Genomic DNA, 16,185 nt, shown 5'->3' with positions numbered 1-16,185 from the left:
CGTACGTATATCGATAGAGATTCTGATGATTCAGTCATCCAAGCAAATTTTGCGCGAGAAAGTCGGGCGCCGTAATGGCCTGATCGTGGCCGGTGCGTTTAACGCCATGAGCGCCCGCGTCGTTGCCGACCAGGGCTTTGAGGCGGTCTATCTGACGGGCGCGGGTCTGACCAATATGCACTATGGTGCGCCGGACCTGGGAATCATCGGCTTGCGCGACGTGGCAGACGCCACGACACGCATTCGGGAGGCGGTGGAGGACTTGCCGTTGATCGTGGATATCGACACCGGATTCGGCAACGCGGTGAACGCTTGGCATACCGTGCGCACGCTGGAGCGCGCGGGCGCCGATGCGGTGCAGATCGAAGATCAGGTCTTTCCCAAGCGTTGCGGGCACTTTGCCGGCAAGGCGGTGGCGCCGCTATCTGAGATGCTCGACAAAATTCGCGCCGCCACCGACGCACGCAATGACCCCGATTTCCAGGTCATCGCACGTACAGATGCTTGCGCCGTGGAAGGCTTTGACGCCGCGATCGAGCGTGCTCAAAAGTTTGCGGAGGCGGGCGCGGACATTCTGTTTGTAGAGGCCATGACAAGCCTGGAGGAGATCCGCAAGATCCCGCAGCTATTGGACAAACCTTTGCTCATCAATATCGTGGTGGGCGGGAAAACTCCCACGCTGACGGCGTCGGAGCTCGGCGACCTTGGCTATAGCTTGGTGCTGTACGCTAACGCCGCGTTGCAGGGGGCGGTGTTGGGCATGCAGAATGCATTGTCAGCTCTCAAGCGCGATGGCAAACTGGACGAAGACCCTGCACTGCTCGCGCCCTTTGCCGAACGGCAACGTCTGGTCAACAAGCCTTTGTACGACGCCCTGGAGCAACGCTATGCGAAACCCTAATAGCTCTGGCTGAGAAGCGCTGCACCGGATACCGTGGTGGTTGTGCCTACAGACATGTCGCTTCCCTTCCCGCTAACCCTGCTTCAACCGGTCTTCGGTAGCCGTCCATTTTTCGTATTCAAACAAAGTCCATAGCTGCCGGTGAGACAACATTTTGTCCGCAGAGTTGGCCGTGGTGCCGTTTGCCGCCAAGTCCTGAAGCATCGCGGCCCCCGCGTGGGCAAAACAGCGCGTGATGGCGTTGGGATAGATCGCCATAGCGAAGCCCAGTTCACGCAGACGCGCTGCGGGCGTAATGGGCGTACGGCCACCCTCGACCATATTGGCCAATACCGGCGCGTTGATCTGGCGGGCTACCTCGGCCAACTCCTGTTCGTTTTCCGGGCTCTCCACAAAAATGACGTCGGCACCCGCTTCGACGTAGGCGGCTGCCCTGTCCAATGCTGCCTGCAGGCCGTGATCGCTGCGTGCATCCGTACGAGCAATGATTACCAGATCCGGATCGATACGCGCATCCACGGCAGCCTTTAGGCGCCCCACCATTTCCTGCGTCGTCACCAGATTTCGCCCGCCTTCGTGCCCGCATTTTTTGGGCCACGACTGGTCCTCGATCTGAATGCCAGAGATGCCCGCGCGTTCGAAGGCGCGCACGGTACGAATCACATTCAAGGGGCCGCCATAGCCCGTATCTGCATCGACGATCACCGGAATCGACACCACGTCGGCCACGCGTGTGGCGCGGTCCAATATCTCGGCAAACGACATCAAACCCACATCCGGCGCGCCAAGAGCCGACATCGACATGCCCGAGCCGGTCAGATATAGCCCATTGAAACCCGCCTGCTCGATTAACCGTGCGCCCACGCAGTCGTAGGCCCCCGGCGCCACCAACACGTCGGGTGCTGCAATGTGCCGGCGCAGTGCCGCATTTCGCCCCGTGGATTGGCGTAGGCCCAACGGGTAGTCGCGGGAATCAGACATGAATGCAAAGCTCCTGATGGTGTGGATCCGCCATGCTCGCGACAGTACGCAAGCCCAAGGTCGTAAACCACTTGATCGAATAAATTTTATCTAATAGAATTGAATTCTTCTTAATAGAATATTGGCGCCCGCTCCTTCTGTCAAGGATGGCGAAGGTTTTGCTATGGCTCGCTATCCCGTACGTCAGCCCGATCCTGCTCAAGTCGCCGATGGAGGCGTCACCGCGGTTGACCGCGCACTGGCCGTCTTGATGGCATTTCGAGAAGACGACGCAGGCGTGACATTGCGAGAGCTGAGCGAGCGCGTCTCGCTGGTGCCCAGTACCGTCCTGCGGCTACTGGCATCCCTGATCCATGCGGGTTTCGTGCAACGTGACGCCGAAGCCCGATACCGGCTCGGCCCGTCCGCTGCACACTTGAATCGCGTTTATGCCGCTTCGTTTCGCTTGCAAGACATCGTGCTGCCGGTATTGCAGACTCTGGTAGCTCAGACGCGCGAGAGCGCGTCGTTTCATGTGCGCCAGGGCGAACAACGACTGCTTCTATATCGAGTCAATTCGCCCGAACCGCTGTCAGACCAGAGTCGCGCGGGTGATTTGCTTCCGCTGGATCAAGGCAGCGGTGGGCATGTTTTGCAAGCCTTTTCCGGTGCGACCGGCGATATTTATGACCGTATCCGCGCCGAAGGCTACATGAGCATGCCAGTCAGTGATCGCTCGGCGGATCTGGCAGGGATCTCGGCTCCCGTGTTCTACCCGGACCGACAGTTGGCAGGCGCACTCACGCTCACGATGCCGGCGCACCGCTTTCGCAAGACCCATGTGCCGGTGCTCAGACGTGCAGCAAAGTCGCTAACCGCGGCGCTCGGCGGCTCCCCGCGCGTTGAATAGGTGTGACGCCATGCCGATTCCCCAGGAATAGCCCTCATGAACCTGGCTTTTTTTGCGACATTGAGTGCCGTCATCAAACACGGCAGCTTTGCCCGGGCGGCCATCGAGGTCAATCTCTCGCCAAGCACCGTCAGTCTGCAAATGAAGCGGCTGGAGGAATATTACGGTCAACCGCTATTTGATCGTAGCGGCACCACCATCAAACCCACTCCCCTTGCCCACGAAGTCGCGGGACTGATTAGCGGCACCCTGGATCAGATGGAGTCGCTGCGACGCCGCGGTTCCTCCGTGATCGAAGGTAGCGTGGCTCTCGGCGCGATCGAAAGCATGCAAGCGCATATCTTGCCCGATGCTTTGCGCTATATCCGTCAACACAGCCCGCGTCTGAGTGTGCGCCCAGTGCGCGACACCAGCTTGGGATTACTCAACGGGCTGAAAGAAGGCACTATCGACGCGGCCATCGTCGCGTTTCCCGGCGAGGAACGGAACAAACGCCTCGACTGGCTGCCACTGCTGCAAGTCGAGTTGGTGCTGATTGCCCCGAAAGATTCCACCGAGGACAGCGCTACTGCATTGCTCCAGTCGCATGACCTCATTCGTTATGGACGCGGCTCTAACCTTGCTGTTGCCATCGATCGCTATCTGGCTGCATCGGGAAATACCGCACGAGGTACGCTACAGATGGACTCCACGCATGCGATTCTCGCCATGGTCTCGGCTGGGCTAGGCATTTCGATCTTGGCCTGGCCGGATCGACGTGCCTTTGTCGGCTACCCGGTCCGTGAAGTTCGGCTCGGGCCTCACGCCCCGCGCATGTATTTTTCCTTGGTCACCCGCAAAGGCGAATCCTCGGACCGCGTTCTCTCTGTGATCAAGGATGCGGTCATCCATGCCGCTGACCTTGCTGCCGGACGCAACCGCTGGCTCTAGCTCCGAGAGGAGCATTCGATTTTCCTCATTCCCAAGTTTGAAATCCTCGCTGGCGACATGACTCGCCCGTCCCTAGAATGGCTCACAACAAAGTGAACATAAGGCCGGATGACCGGATTACCTGCGGCCATACCGGCGAGCAACAACCGTCTAGGGGAAAATATGAAGGTGTCTATCAAACACGCCACTCTCAGCGTACTGAGCCTGGCTATCCTGTCTGGCGCTCCCGCGGTGCACGCAGACGACTATCCCAGCAAACCCATCACCTTTATCGTCGGCTATCCCCCAGGCGGTGCCAGCGATGTGATCTCCCGATTGATCGCGGGTCACATGCAGACTGCGTTAAAGCAACCCGTCATTGTCAAAAATCAGCCCGGCGTCAATGGCAATATCGCCACTGAGGATGTCGCTAAAGCACCGGCTGATGGCTATACCCTACTGCTGGGCACCATTGCCAATTCAATCAACGCCAGCCTGTTAAAGAATATTCATCACGACGTAAATAAAGACTTTATTCCCGTCGTGCAGTTCATGTCCTCACCGAGCGTGTTGGTCGTGACATCCAAGCTCCCTGTGAAATCGGTCGCCGAACTCGTCGCCTTGGCGAAAGAAAAGCCCGGCGCATTGAGCTACGCCTCGACCGGCTCGGGTAGTTCGCCCCACCTCGCCGGAGAGTTGTTCAAACTGCGCACCGGCACCGACATGCTGCATGTACCTTACAAAGGCGCCGCCCCTGCGCTAACGGACGTGATCGCTGGTCACGTGCAAACCGGATTCAAGACGGCTCTATCGGCGCTGCCTAGTATGCAAGATGGCAGCATTCGCCCCGTCGCCGTGGCAGACAAGCAGCGCATGCCTGAGTTGCCGAACGTCCCCACCATGGCCGAAGCCGGCTATCCGGATTTCGAGGTGCTGTCGTGGAACGGCATTTTCGTACCGGCAGGCACGCCGCCTCAAGTCGTGGAAAAACTGAATTCGACGGTCAACGACATCCTGAAAAATCCGGAGATCGTTTCGCGCATCCGCGGCATGGCTGGTCGCCCCGGAGGGGGAACGCCAGAGCAATTCCGCACCTTAGTGCAATCAGAGACCGAAAAATGGGGTGAAGTTATTCGCCAGAACAACATCACCCAGCAGTAACCGCGTCGCAGCGCACCTGCAGACACGTGCATATTACGAAGCAGATAGGGATCATAAATGGACAAGCTGGAAAAATGGCGCGGCTACGTGCCCGACGAAGAGCTGGAAACATACCGTAAAGGAGGGTTTGCCAATCGCCTGGGAATCGGCAAGCGCCCGGCACTCGTAAATATCGACACCACGCACATGTTCGTGGATCCATCTTATTCGTTCTGCGGCGCGGCCATGCCTGAGTTGGTCGCCGCGATTGAGCGCATTACGGCATTGTTTCGCGAGCTCAATCTGCCGATCTATTACACCCGGCGGGACGATCGCTCACTGCCCTCGTATCGGGGTGCGTGGAACCTGAAGCTGGCACGTCCGGACGATGTGCAATTCGTCGCAGATCCAAAAGCCGACGAGTGGCCAGAGAGCTACGCCCCCCAGCCAGGCGATCGCGTCGTCATGAAGAACAAGCCCTCGGGTTTCTTTGGCACGATGCTGGCCGATTTTCTGCGCTACGACGAAGTCGATACCGTCATCATGGTGGGCATCTCGACCTCGGGTTGTGTGCGCGCCTCTGCCGTGGACGCGTTCTCACATAATTTCCGCGTCGTGCTGATCGAGGAAGCCTGCGGCGATCGTAGCCCCCAGGCTCACAAGGCCAACTTGTTCGATCTGGACATGAAGTTTGCCGATGTCGAGTCCTTGGATTACGTTATTGACGAGTTGCAGAAAAAGTTTGGCTGAACCGCCTCTGGTAAAAAAAACGCTGACTCGAGGGTCAGCGTTTTTTTTACATCATTTTTCGACCTTCTTACGCGCCGAAGCCGCCAGCTTTTCATACAGCACGAGTTCGCGGTCAATCGTCTTCGCAAACTCAGCCGGCGAATCCTGCAACACCGGACCCATGCCCATTTCGCGCACTTGCTTCTCGAAATCCGGCGACACCACGAGCTTGTCCAGCGATTGCTTTAACGTATCGATCACAGCCGGACTCGTGCCGGCCGGCATCAACAGCCCCGTCCACGAATCGAAACGAAAGTCGGGCATGCCCGCTTCGGCAAAGGTCGGCGTGTCAGGCAGAGAGACATAACGTTCCGGCGAGGCAACGGCCAAGACGCGCACTTTGCCGCTCTTGATATGGGGCAACACCGAACCCAGCGTCGCAAACGACATATCCACGTGCCCTGCGATCAAATCCACCATCGCGGCAGCCGCGCCTTTATATGGCACAGGAGTGATCTGCGTATTCGTAAGCTGAGTAAACAGTTCCACCGCCAGCAAGGGGGACGCACCTTGAGCCGCGGCGTTGTACTTGTTCGGCGCCTTGCGCACCGCCTCGACAAATTCAGCAAAATTATTGGCAGGGAAATCGTTACGCACGACCAAGACCGTCGGCGCGACGGCGACGGTGCGCACCGGCATCAGATCCTTGCGGCTGTCCACGTCCAAGCCCTCGGTCATCCAAGGGTTGATGGTCAAATTCAAGCTCGCAACCAGACCCGTATAGCCGTCCGGCTTGGCCCTTGCGGCCGCCTTGGTGCCGATATTGCCGCCCGCGCCGCCCTTGTTCTCCACGATGAACTTCTGACCGAGATCATCACCCAGATGCTGGGCGATGAGCCGCGCGATCAAATCGGTCGGGCCGCCGGCGGGAAAGCCTACAACCAGGTTCACTGGCTGGCTCGGATAGGTCTCAGCCATGACAACCGGACTGGACAGCAAACCCAGGCAAAGTGGCAAGCACGCGATGCGACGGAAAAATTTCGATAGCCTCATCTCATGCTCCTTCAGGCCACCTGGCGGCGGCCGCAACCGCACGGGACGACAAAATTAGGATATTGAACAGCTCGGTGGTCCTGCATGGCTTTCCTCTTGAATCATTATTGTGCCGGTGGGCGTAAAGGCTTGTTCCTCCGGCGACAGAACATCCTGGTGTATTCGTTCGCAGCGGCAAAGTCGCTTAGCGTTTCTGTCGGATCAATGTCATGGCGAGCGGCGCATACCTCCAGTAAAGCTATCCAACCAAGGGCTTAATCAAATACCCGAGCACGGCGTGGCTCAGGGGTAAAGTGGCGCTCCAGCGTACGAGCCGCACGCATTAAACGCGCTTCCTGCAAAAATCCCGCTGCCAGTTGAACCGCGATGGGTAGCCCCTTCGCGGTGAAGCCGGCCGGTACGGACACGGCCGGATGACCGGTCAGCGAGAACAGGCTGCCTGCCGAACGTGTCGTGAAATCAATGACGGATTGCTCATCCGAGAAGGCCGGTGCAACCCGGTCAGTCATCGGCACCAGCAGAAGATCGACCTCATCGAATAAGCCATCCACACGCGCGACCAACTCATGGCGTTTACGCAATGCCTCCTGATAGTCGTGTTCCCGAATATCCTTTCCGATCTGCAGCTTTTCCCGTAACGAGCGGCCCATCGCATCGGCATGAGCCAGATAATCCTGTTCGTGCACCGAGTAGCACTCATAACGATTGATCGGTGCCGTGACGGCGCGGAACTCGGCAGGCGCGAGGGGCAGCGCGATGTCGCGCAATTCAGCGCCCTGAGCCAGCAGAACCTTGCTGGCCTGCGTCAATGCCTCGTCAATTTCCGCCTCTACGCCGCTTGTGGGGTCCATGCGGCGCACTACGCCTACGCGCAATCCGACTACGCCTGCGTTCAGGGTGGGCAAAACGGGTTGGACCGCCTCGGCCAGGCTGACTGGATCCGCCGGGTCATGGCCGGCGAGCGCCTCGTACACCAGACATGCGTCTTCGACGGTCAGCGCCAGCGGACCCACCGTATCAAAGCTCGCACAATTGCGCATGACGCCATGGCGGCTCACGCGACCGAAGGTAGGCTTAAGACCCACTACGCCGCAGGCGGCAGCCGGCAAACGAACGGAGCCTCCTGTATCGGTCCCGATCGCAAAACATGCGGTTCCTGCCGCGACAGCAGCCCCGGCTCCGCTGGAGGACCCGCCCGTAAAGTGCTCAGGATTCCAGGGGTTGTATGCCGGCGGTGTGTCCAAATCGAAATGGACCGCACCCGTCCCAGTACCGTATTCCCACGTGTTTAGCTTGCCGATCAACACCGCGCCGGCAGCCTGTAGTCGCGCGACCAACGTGGCATGCAATGAAGGGTCATGGCGCTGCGGGACGCGCGATGCTGCCGTCGTCGGCATTCCCGCCGTATAGATGTTGTCTTTCACGGCAAACGGAATGCCATCGAGCGGCCCGAGCCGCTTGCCTTGTTCACACCGGACGGTAGCGGCGGCAGCGGCATCGCGGGCGGCATCTTCGTCAAAACGAAGATAGGAATAAATCCTCCCGTCCACCCGTTTGATCCTGTCGAGAACCGCCTGCAGCAAGTCCGAGGGGCTCAACTCACCGGCGTCGATCAACGCACTGGCCTGAGCCACGGAAAACGAGGCTGGATCTCGCGCGGAGAGAAACTTTAAATCCATATGTCCGTATTAAACAAACGTTTTAACTGTCTGTTTGAATTATCATGGCCAAGGTCGCCACGGCGCAAGGCGTTTTTAGTTGGTACAAACCCGCAGACGTCCGGGGGACAAGTTGCACCAGGAGCAGCACTAGCTATGCAAGAATTCGAAGACCCGGACCGTCACCACAGCCCTAAACGCCTAGCCATCCTGGCCGCGGCGAAAGAGCTCGTGGCTCGCAAGGGGCCCAATGGCACGACCGTGCGTGATATCACTACGGCTTGCGGCGCCAATGGCGCGGCGGTGAATTACTATTTCCAATCCAAGGACGGCCTGGTCAACCTCGCCCACCGGGAGATCACGGGGGACGTCAATCGCGCGCGGCTTGAGCGGCTTGATGCCTTGGAAGCCGAGGCGGCCGGCAAACCGCTGGCCGCGCGTGACATTCTGGCCGCGCTCATCGAGCCCATTCTCACGATGTCGCGCGCGAAAGACGGCGGCAGCCTGTATGTGCGCAGCGTGTTCCAGATGCGCATCGATACGCGAACCTGGTATCACACCTTTGACAGCAATCAGCACGTTGCACGTCGATTTATGGCTGCCATCGCCCGGACATTCCCGCATCTGGATCAGGAAGGCGTGATCTGGCACTATGAATTCGCACGTGGTTCGGCCATTCACATGCTGGCCAACCTCGATCCCATTTCCCGGCGGTTCGAGCGATTGGCCGTGCCACCCGATGAGACCTTGCCCGAAGTGCCGGTTCATCAATTAGATCAGCGTCACGTCGACCGCGTGATCGGAATGATTCTGGCTGGCTTTGGACAGCCGTTGGCCAATTAAATCGCACAGGCCGTGTCTGCGTTTTGATCGTCCTAATACGTCTGCGGTGCCTCCACCGCAGACGCGATGGCGAAGATTACGCCGAGTACTTGCGACCTTGCTCAAGAAGCTCGGGTGTTCCGATCAATTGATTGAGCTCATTAAAGTCATTCATCTCGCCCCACAGCGGCTGAGTGGTTCCGTGGGTTTTGAGACTGCTGTAATAGCGTTGCAATTGACGCGAGACAAATCGCGCGGTTCCGCGCGGGTAAATAACGATTTTGTAGCCTCGTGCAGACAGCTCATCGACGCTGCCGACCGGCGTTTTGCCCCCTTCCACCATGTTGGCCAGCAACGGTACCGTGGCCGCGTATTTTCCGCAGACGCGGTCCATATCGGCTGCGGAGACGACGGCTTCGATAAATAAGGCATCGACGCCGCAGGCCAGATAGGCGTCGGCGCGCTCCAGCGCGGCATCCAGTCCTTCAACAGCGACGGCGTCGGTGCGGGCCAGGATCAGGGTGTCGCTCGAATGCCGGGCATCGAGCGCGGCGCGCAATTTGCCGCACATTTCCTGGGTGGACACCAAGGTCTTGTTTTCCAGATGGCCGCAGCGTTTAGGAAAGGTCTGGTCTTCCAACTGAATCATCGCAGCGCCCGCGCGCTCGAAATCCCGAACCGTACGCTGCGTATTGAGGGCATTGCCGTAACCCGTGTCACCATCGACGATCACCGGCAAAGAGACCCGGTCGGTGATGCGAGCCAGAACATCGGCCGTCTCGCTGGCGGTGGTCAGCCCCACATCGGATCGGCCGAGCTGGGTGTAGGCGACTGCCCCGCCTGACAGATAAAGCGCATCGAATCCCATCTGCTCGGCAATGAGGGCCGTCATCGCGTCATAGACGCCTGGGGCGAGGACCGCAGGGCCGCTCGCGAGTCGTTCGCGGAGTGAGGGCGTAGTCATGCGGGCACGGCTCCGGATTGCGTGGTGGCGATATAGGCGTCCATTTCATCCTTGGTGATGTAGGGCTTCCAGGGTTCAAAGGGCATACTCATCGCCCGTGCCTGACGCTCCTCATAGGCCAGGAATTCCTCGGTAATCGAGCTGCCGCGCACACCCCCGCGTACGGAGCCCGCACGCACGTCGCCGTAATACTCCACCCAGCTATCCGGCAAAGGCTGCGAACCAGGGATGGCAAGCCAAAGACGCAGCAGATGACGCTTGAGATCCGGATCCTCGTAGTCCTCAAACGGCGTGCGCGAGTGCAGGGTGACATAATTGTTCAGCAACTGCAGATCGCCGCGCTCCAGTTCCATCGAATAGCAGAACTCATCGCTGGGCATCAGTTCGTCCAACAGATCCAGGGCTTCGATCTGTGCTTCGGTCAGGCGGGGGATTTCGGGGAAATCGCGTTGTGCAGCGACCGTGTTTTTGCGGTTCGTCCGCGCAGCGAAATACTCGGGGTGCGTGCCGAAAATCGACAGACGATAGTACGGCGGTTGCGTGGGATCTTGCGTGCCCTGATAGCTGTGGAAAAACGGTGATTGCAACACGGGGATCAGATCGGGGCGGCGCTTTTGAATTTCGTCACGCAGAGCGAGCGAGCTGACGACTTTGCTGGTGCCCCCTGATTTTGCCGTGCGTCGGCATAGCAGGGCCACGACATCGCACGAGTCTTGGTGAAAATCCAGGCCTGCATTCGTGTTGTAACCGCGTCCGCCTTTGACCTTATATTCCCCGCCCGCGTCGCGCACGTCGTTAATGAACTGGCTGGCACGGTTCTGAGTGCGGCCTACGCCCATATAAAGCGACATGCCCCAGTACGCCAGGCGCGTTTCCTCTTCAGTCCATTCGTCAACGGGGAAGCCTTTCAGCAAGCAGAGACCCCAACGTTGTTGGGTCATGTCGATGGCGGCCTGCAAGGCGCGACGGGAGACCTCCGGCAGCGGGAAATCGGCCTGTTCCATGGCCAGCAGCGGCTTATCCAGTTGCTTGGCGTGGGCCAGTGCGGCTCGCACGCCATCGACCTCCTCGGCGGTCAGTCGCAGAATCCATGAATCGTCTTGGCGGACTTGCTCCGCTTTCCAAGGTTGAGGGCGATTTTGCGCGATGGCTGTCATCCGATTTCTCCGTGATGTCTCTAGTGATTTAGCTAATAGCGGACAGTGTAGACAGCAGGCTTCATTTAGAATAGCGATGTTATTTGAAGAGTTTGATAAGGATTTTTGATGAAGATCGAGACCTTCGCCACCCTGGAGGCGGTGCTGCAGACCGGGACATTCGTAGGCGGGGCGCGCTTGATGAACATCACCCCTAGTGCCGTCAGCATGCAGATGAAGCAGCTGGAGGTCTATTTGGGCAAACCCCTGTTCGATCGTTCTGGTCTGCAAGTGCGCCCCACGCAACTCGCCCACGAGGTAGCCGACACGCTGCGTGATGCGCTAAAGGGCCTTGAAGCATTGAGATCGGGGACGCCGCTGGCGATTGAGGGCGTGGTCCGGATCGGGATAATCGAGTCGATGCAGCCGGCCGTATTGCCTGGCATGCTGCGCTATATCCGCACCCGGCACCCGAAGCTCGACGTGGTTCCGGTCCGGGGGCGCAGTAGCCAGATGCTAAGCGCTCTCAAGGCGGGGGAGATCGACGCGGCGCTCGTGGCTCAGCCGCCCGAGATCAAGGCCGGCCGGCTGTCCTGGACGCCCATGCTGCGTCGCGAACTCGTCATTGTGGCGCCGCCAGACACCCCGGACACGCCGATCCCGACACTATTTCGGCAATTGGAATGGATCCGCTATGACCGGAAAACAGTTACCGGAAGTATGGCTGCACAGTACGTGGCGAATCAGATCGGTGACGTGCGCAGTACCTTGGAGTTCGACAACGCCTCAGCCATCGTGGCCATGGTGAGTTCAGGACTGGGGCTGTCGGTTGTGCAGCGCCCCGACCCCGCGACGCTGCACAGCTATCCGGTGTGCATCTTTCGACTGGGCAAGGCGGCGCCCCTATTGCAATTGTCCATGGTGACACGCAAAGTGGACGACGACAGCCGCCCTTTAGAGGTCGTGCGCGAGGCCATGGCGCAAGCTTCTATGGAATACCAGAAGCGTTTATCCACGTGAGCTTCATGCCGGCAACACAGGAGACGGAGGCGTCGTTTTTGCCCTGTAGAAAAGCGGGAAACCAAGTGCCTGCCGCCACCTTGCTAATCAATTTTCTTTAAGAAGAAGTTCAAATAAGTTCGCTTTTCTTCAAGACTGCGGTGTGAATAGACTACTGCCAGACCTAATATCAGGCAGGATGGAGACACGGCATGAAAAGAAGAGCGTTTATGGGCGTAATGGGCGCGGGCGCCTTGGCCGCCTGTGGTGTGAGCATGGCGCAAACGCCGACGACGCGCATCATCGTTGGCGCGACACCGGCGGTGGCACAGACACCGTGGCACGTGTGCTCGCAGCCGAAATCGGAAACCGACTCGGCGAGACGTTTTTAGTGGAGAACCGTCCTGGCGCGGGCGGCAACATCGCGGCACAGGAGGTCGCGAGGTCCGCTAATGATGGTCGTACGCTGCTGATGTGTTACACGAGCCATGCAATTAACGCGACGTTATATCCCAAACTGCCGTTTGATTCAGTAAAGGATTTCACGCCAATTTCTCATGTCGCGAATGCGCCCTCATTTCTGCTAGCCCATCCATCGGTCAACGCCAACAACATGACCGAGTTGATCGCTCTGGCGAAAACACAACCTGGCGCACTGAGCATTGCACTACCGGGGATTGGCTCGGCCGGGCATCTTTGCGCAGAGGTGATCAAGTTGCAGTCAGGCGTGGATATGTTGTCTGTGCCATATAAGGGCACCGCGCCGGCTATGAACGATTTGCTCGGGGGCCAGGTCAATTTGCTGTTCGCCGGGGCGGCCTTGGCAAAGGGACAACTGGCTGCGAAGTCGGTCAAAGCGCTCGGTGTCAGCAGTGCGCAGCGCATGGTATGGCCTGTTAGGGCCTGCCGGCATGAACCCCACGCGCACCCAGCGACTCTCGCAAGTTGCAGCAGAGATATTGGGTGATCCCTCGATCAAGGAGCATCTGTTAGGAGAGGGATTGCTCACTGTCGGCGGCAGTCCGCAGGATTTCCAACGATTTGTTGAAACCGAAATTTCAAACTGGGGCAAGATCGTGCAGGCGTCAGGGGCGAGTGCAGGCTGAGATTCTCCAAGCGCACTATGTGCGCGCTAAGCATTGACTCGACGCGTCAGCCTTCGATCAAGGATGCGGCTTGGCGCAGCCCATCCTTCACGCAGGTAAGCATCCCTTTCGCCAACGCTACGACTTGACGCTTGGCGCTTCAAGTCGATTGGGGCGAGTTCTGCGGTATGCTCGGCATGGTTATTGGTTTTTTGTCGGGGTTCAGCCCGGCATCACGCAAAAACTGCAAATGGTGGGCCCTTATGTTTTCATCGAGAGATTGGTCTCTGGCGAGTTCCCAATAAAACTGGAACGCTCTTGCATCATCGAACTCTAACAATTCCCTCGCCGCCGACAGTTCGCGCAGCTCAGCCGCACGCAGCAATGCGCGCTTGAACTCCGCTCCCACATCAGCCAGTGACAGTCGAATCTGATATTTGGTTAAAAAGTCAGGGACACCATATTTCCCATCCGAGTACATCAGCATGAAAGTCGTGTCGACATCAGCCCCTAAAGCGATCAGTCTGCCGGCCGCTGCATAATCCTCAGACAATAATAGATTTAGTAAGGCCGCTGAAGCATGGGCCCCCAGCTGTACCAGCGTCGTCAGAGATGCATCGTCATGCATTTGCGCATAGCGCGCGAGCGCCGTCGCACCATCGGTCAGGTCAGGCAAAAAGGCCGCCGCCGTTTTCAGATCACCTTCCGAAAGAAGGCGCATCAGGGCCTGCGTCGCGAGCACGTCTCGGGACGCCCATGTTTGTTCTTGTGAAGGATCCGGTTCCGTTGCATCGATGAGGTGTCGGGCCAGCTCGATACGGTTGTTTCGGACACAGTCGATCAAGATTCGGGAGGCATCCATACCTGCCCTGGTCAAATTTTGAATAGCGTCCTTACGTTGGGATTGATCCATCGTCGTCAGTACGGCGATCGGGCTTGCATCGCGCGCTAACAACAAGGCTATATCCGTCACGGATCCGTTCTGAACCGCACGGATAAGATGTCGATCCCTTGGTTGCGGCGCCAAGCCGGCGAAGAACCTCTCGCGAGAGGCGATCGATTGATATATGCGATCTTTTACGCTGGCGGGAAGCACGGACGCGTCTGCCCCCGCAAGGATCAATAATTCCATGCCCTTCCAACTGTCGTCATTGAACTCATGCCCCTCCCGACCAGCCTTTTCGAGGTACCGACCGTGCAGCGTATGGAGCAGCGTGGCCGTATCTATATTCGCCCTGACCCAGGTTTTTACCGCGGCTAGATGTCGCTCTCGGACAAGAAGCTCCAGCGTCTCCGGGCTGGAAAGATTCGAATCCTTCAATAATTTCAGTGCTTGCCAGTCGCCATCAACGGCCAATTCGCGCCAGAACGAGGGCAGTTGCCCTTTCGGCTCGGGGCGAGTCAGGACTTGAATGGCGGCGACTCGACCATCCTTCGCTAGACGCATCAGCGCCGGAGCCAGCGCAGTGTCCAGGCGACGCTCGAGCTTCTTCTTCAAGAACGCTAACGCCGACAGATCGCCCCTTTGCGCAAGTGCTTTCATGGCTTGAACCCACGTTGCAGTTCCGCCTTCTTCGAGCAGCCAGTGCAAGGCGCACGAATCGTTACGAACAGCGGCATTTTCCACCGCCTTCGCAATGTTCCCGCCAATTAAGGAGAGCTTGCTCACTATTGGTCGCAGCTTATGGTGTAGTGCAATTTGCATGGCGGTGGATGCATCAGCTCCGAGCTCTTCGAGAATTCCCACGCCGCCGACTTTGCCTGCACACCGTAAAGGGGCCACCCCCTCATACCCAAATGCCAATGCCAGAGATGGGTTAGCGCCCGCCGCGCACAGACGCTGCGCAATAACGCTGTCTCTTACTTGCGCTGCGTACATCATGGCGTAAGAGAGTTGCCTTAGATCATACGCAAGCGAGTCGACCAACGTGTCGACGATTTCCAGATGGCCTCTATCTGTCGCCTTTTTCAACGCAGCGCCGTCTGCATCCCGAGCGCCCACATTGATCAGCGCCTGCACGATCAATTTGTGCCCGCTCCCTGCGGCGTTCGCCATCGCTTGGGCGAGGGCAATACCATATGAGCCAGCGTTGACATGTTCCTGCACGCGTTCCACAACTAGACCCAGTTTTTCCCGCAGGTGGGCGTGTGCATTTGCCCGAATCAGCATCCGGACAATTCCCAGGTGACCGTGTTCTGCGGCCCAGATCAAGGCCGAATGGTTATAGTCGCTGGCGCCAGCCATGAGCAAGGCCATCACCCAATTGGGGTTCTTGCGGAGCTGAACCGCCAACTGCAAGGGAGTGTTGCAGCCCTCACCGTAGCTCCAGAGTAGCCGTTGAACCGCAAAGTCAGTCGGTCGCTCGGCATCCCCGTCCAAGCCGGTGAGATACAAAGCGATTCTATGGCTGCCGGAGGCTATCGCGCTATGCAGGAAGGTATTCCTGTCCTCGAAGCGGTAGGTGGCAAGGTCGATTGAATTCTCGGCCACCCGCTGCTTGAACAATTCCACATCGTTAGATTTGATAGCCACTGACATCATCGCTTCTATCATCTTTTGACGGATCTTTGCTTCGGTGTCAGCGTCGAGGATGTGACTCGAGTCTTGAGGCGAAGGGGGGGGCTTCCAATAGGCGACATCAGGGATTCCGTGGAAATAAAATAAATAACGCGAAAGGAGTCAGGCGCACCCGAGTAGATGCGCTTATGGTCACGCGCGCTCAGCACGATTGAACGTTGTGGTGAGCGGGGTACGGGGAGTCATGTGAACTAAAGTAATTCACAGTCACAGCGATTAGTGACGACGTGACGGGCGGGGTTCCGGCGGCCTTTTAAATCAGACGCATGGAAGGTCTCAGGCCGGATTATTCAGCAGCGTAGTCAACGCCGCACCGTTGTCCGGTGCGCAGCTGTCGATTG

At 58.4% G+C, this 16,185-nt stretch carries 13 protein-coding genes and 1 pseudogene; 8 read left to right on the top strand and 6 right to left on the bottom strand.

The genetic code is table 11. The features are described from left to right. The first annotated feature begins 25 nt into the window (after positions 1-25). Positions 26-901, top strand: coding sequence for an oxaloacetate decarboxylase (locus GOQ25_RS04015; RefSeq protein ID WP_160349165.1), 876 nt, complete (start codon positions 26-28; stop codon positions 899-901). A 72-nt stretch (positions 902-973) separates the two neighbouring features. Here GOQ25_RS04015 and GOQ25_RS04010 read toward each other — a convergent pair whose 3' ends face one another. Continuing rightward, positions 974-1,882, bottom strand: coding sequence for an oxaloacetate decarboxylase (locus tag GOQ25_RS04010; protein ID WP_160349164.1), 909 nt, complete (start codon positions 1,880-1,882; stop codon positions 974-976). Between the two features lie 163 nt (positions 1,883-2,045). Between GOQ25_RS04010 and GOQ25_RS04005 the strand changes: the two genes are divergently transcribed. The 4 genes from GOQ25_RS04005 (at position 2,046) to GOQ25_RS03990 (ending at position 5,570) form a co-directional block, all read left to right on the top strand. Beyond that, on the top strand, positions 2,046-2,771 hold the full coding sequence (locus GOQ25_RS04005; protein ID WP_160349163.1) for an IclR family transcriptional regulator: 726 nt from the start codon (positions 2,046-2,048) through the stop codon (positions 2,769-2,771). A gap of 36 nt (positions 2,772-2,807) precedes the next feature. Then, on the top strand, positions 2,808-3,701 hold the full coding sequence (locus tag GOQ25_RS04000; RefSeq protein WP_160349162.1) for a LysR family transcriptional regulator: 894 nt from the start codon (positions 2,808-2,810) through the stop codon (positions 3,699-3,701). 162 nt (positions 3,702-3,863) lie between these two features. Beyond that, a complete protein-coding gene (locus GOQ25_RS03995) occupies positions 3,864-4,841 on the top strand; it encodes a tripartite tricarboxylate transporter substrate binding protein (protein ID WP_160349161.1) in 978 nt (325 codons plus the stop codon). Positions 4,842-4,898: 57 nt separating this feature from the next. After that, positions 4,899-5,570: an isochorismatase family protein gene (locus GOQ25_RS03990; protein WP_160349160.1), complete on the top strand. Its 672-nt coding sequence runs from the start codon at positions 4,899-4,901 to the stop codon at positions 5,568-5,570. Between the two features lie 51 nt (positions 5,571-5,621). On the opposite strand, the gene GOQ25_RS03985 is transcribed toward GOQ25_RS03990, so the two are convergent. Then, positions 5,622-6,602 (bottom strand): tripartite tricarboxylate transporter substrate binding protein, encoded by a 981-nt coding sequence (locus GOQ25_RS03985; protein WP_160349159.1) that lies wholly within the window; start codon positions 6,600-6,602, stop codon positions 5,622-5,624. A gap of 254 nt (positions 6,603-6,856) precedes the next feature. Further along, positions 6,857-8,281 carry an amidase gene (locus GOQ25_RS03980; RefSeq protein ID WP_160349158.1) on the bottom strand — a complete coding sequence of 475 codons (1,425 nt, stop codon included), beginning with the start codon at positions 8,279-8,281 and terminating at the stop codon, positions 6,857-6,859. A 135-nt stretch (positions 8,282-8,416) separates the two neighbouring features. On the opposite strand from GOQ25_RS03980, the gene GOQ25_RS03975 reads away from it, so the two are divergent. Continuing rightward, positions 8,417-9,103, top strand: coding sequence for a TetR/AcrR family transcriptional regulator (locus GOQ25_RS03975; RefSeq protein WP_160349157.1), 687 nt, complete (start codon positions 8,417-8,419; stop codon positions 9,101-9,103). A 76-nt stretch (positions 9,104-9,179) separates the two neighbouring features. Here GOQ25_RS03975 and GOQ25_RS03970 read toward each other — a convergent pair whose 3' ends face one another. Both GOQ25_RS03970 and GOQ25_RS03965 read right to left on the bottom strand, forming a co-directional pair. Further along, positions 9,180-10,046: an oxaloacetate decarboxylase gene (locus tag GOQ25_RS03970; RefSeq protein ID WP_160349156.1), complete on the bottom strand. Its 867-nt coding sequence runs from the start codon at positions 10,044-10,046 to the stop codon at positions 9,180-9,182. Further along, a complete protein-coding gene (locus GOQ25_RS03965; protein ID WP_160349155.1) occupies positions 10,043-11,203 on the bottom strand; it encodes a TauD/TfdA family dioxygenase in 1,161 nt (386 codons plus the stop codon). Before GOQ25_RS03965 ends, GOQ25_RS03970 begins: the two co-directional genes overlap by 4 nt. 108 nt (positions 11,204-11,311) lie before the next feature. Here GOQ25_RS03965 and GOQ25_RS03960 point away from each other — a divergent pair, with 108 nt between their 5' ends. Together GOQ25_RS03960 and GOQ25_RS03955 are read left to right on the top strand one after the other, a co-directional pair. After that, on the top strand, positions 11,312-12,202 hold the full coding sequence (locus tag GOQ25_RS03960; RefSeq protein ID WP_160349154.1) for a LysR family transcriptional regulator: 891 nt from the start codon (positions 11,312-11,314) through the stop codon (positions 12,200-12,202). A 178-nt stretch (positions 12,203-12,380) separates the two neighbouring features. After that, positions 12,381-13,287, top strand: a pseudogene (locus tag GOQ25_RS03955) (tripartite tricarboxylate transporter substrate-binding protein). A gap of 139 nt (positions 13,288-13,426) precedes the next feature. Here the strand turns inward: GOQ25_RS03955 and GOQ25_RS03945 are convergent. Next, positions 13,427-15,808, bottom strand: coding sequence for an ankyrin repeat domain-containing protein (locus GOQ25_RS03945; RefSeq protein ID WP_160349151.1), 2,382 nt, complete (start codon positions 15,806-15,808; stop codon positions 13,427-13,429). Positions 15,809-16,185: the final 377 nt, after the last annotated feature.

The sequence above is a fragment of the Bordetella sp. 15P40C-2 genome (assembly GCF_009763235.1).
Taxonomy (GTDB): Bacteria; Pseudomonadota; Gammaproteobacteria; order Burkholderiales; family Burkholderiaceae_B; genus Bordetella_A.
The sequence above is the reverse complement of the archived record's forward strand: the minus strand, read 5'-3'. Positions and strand labels throughout refer to the sequence as shown.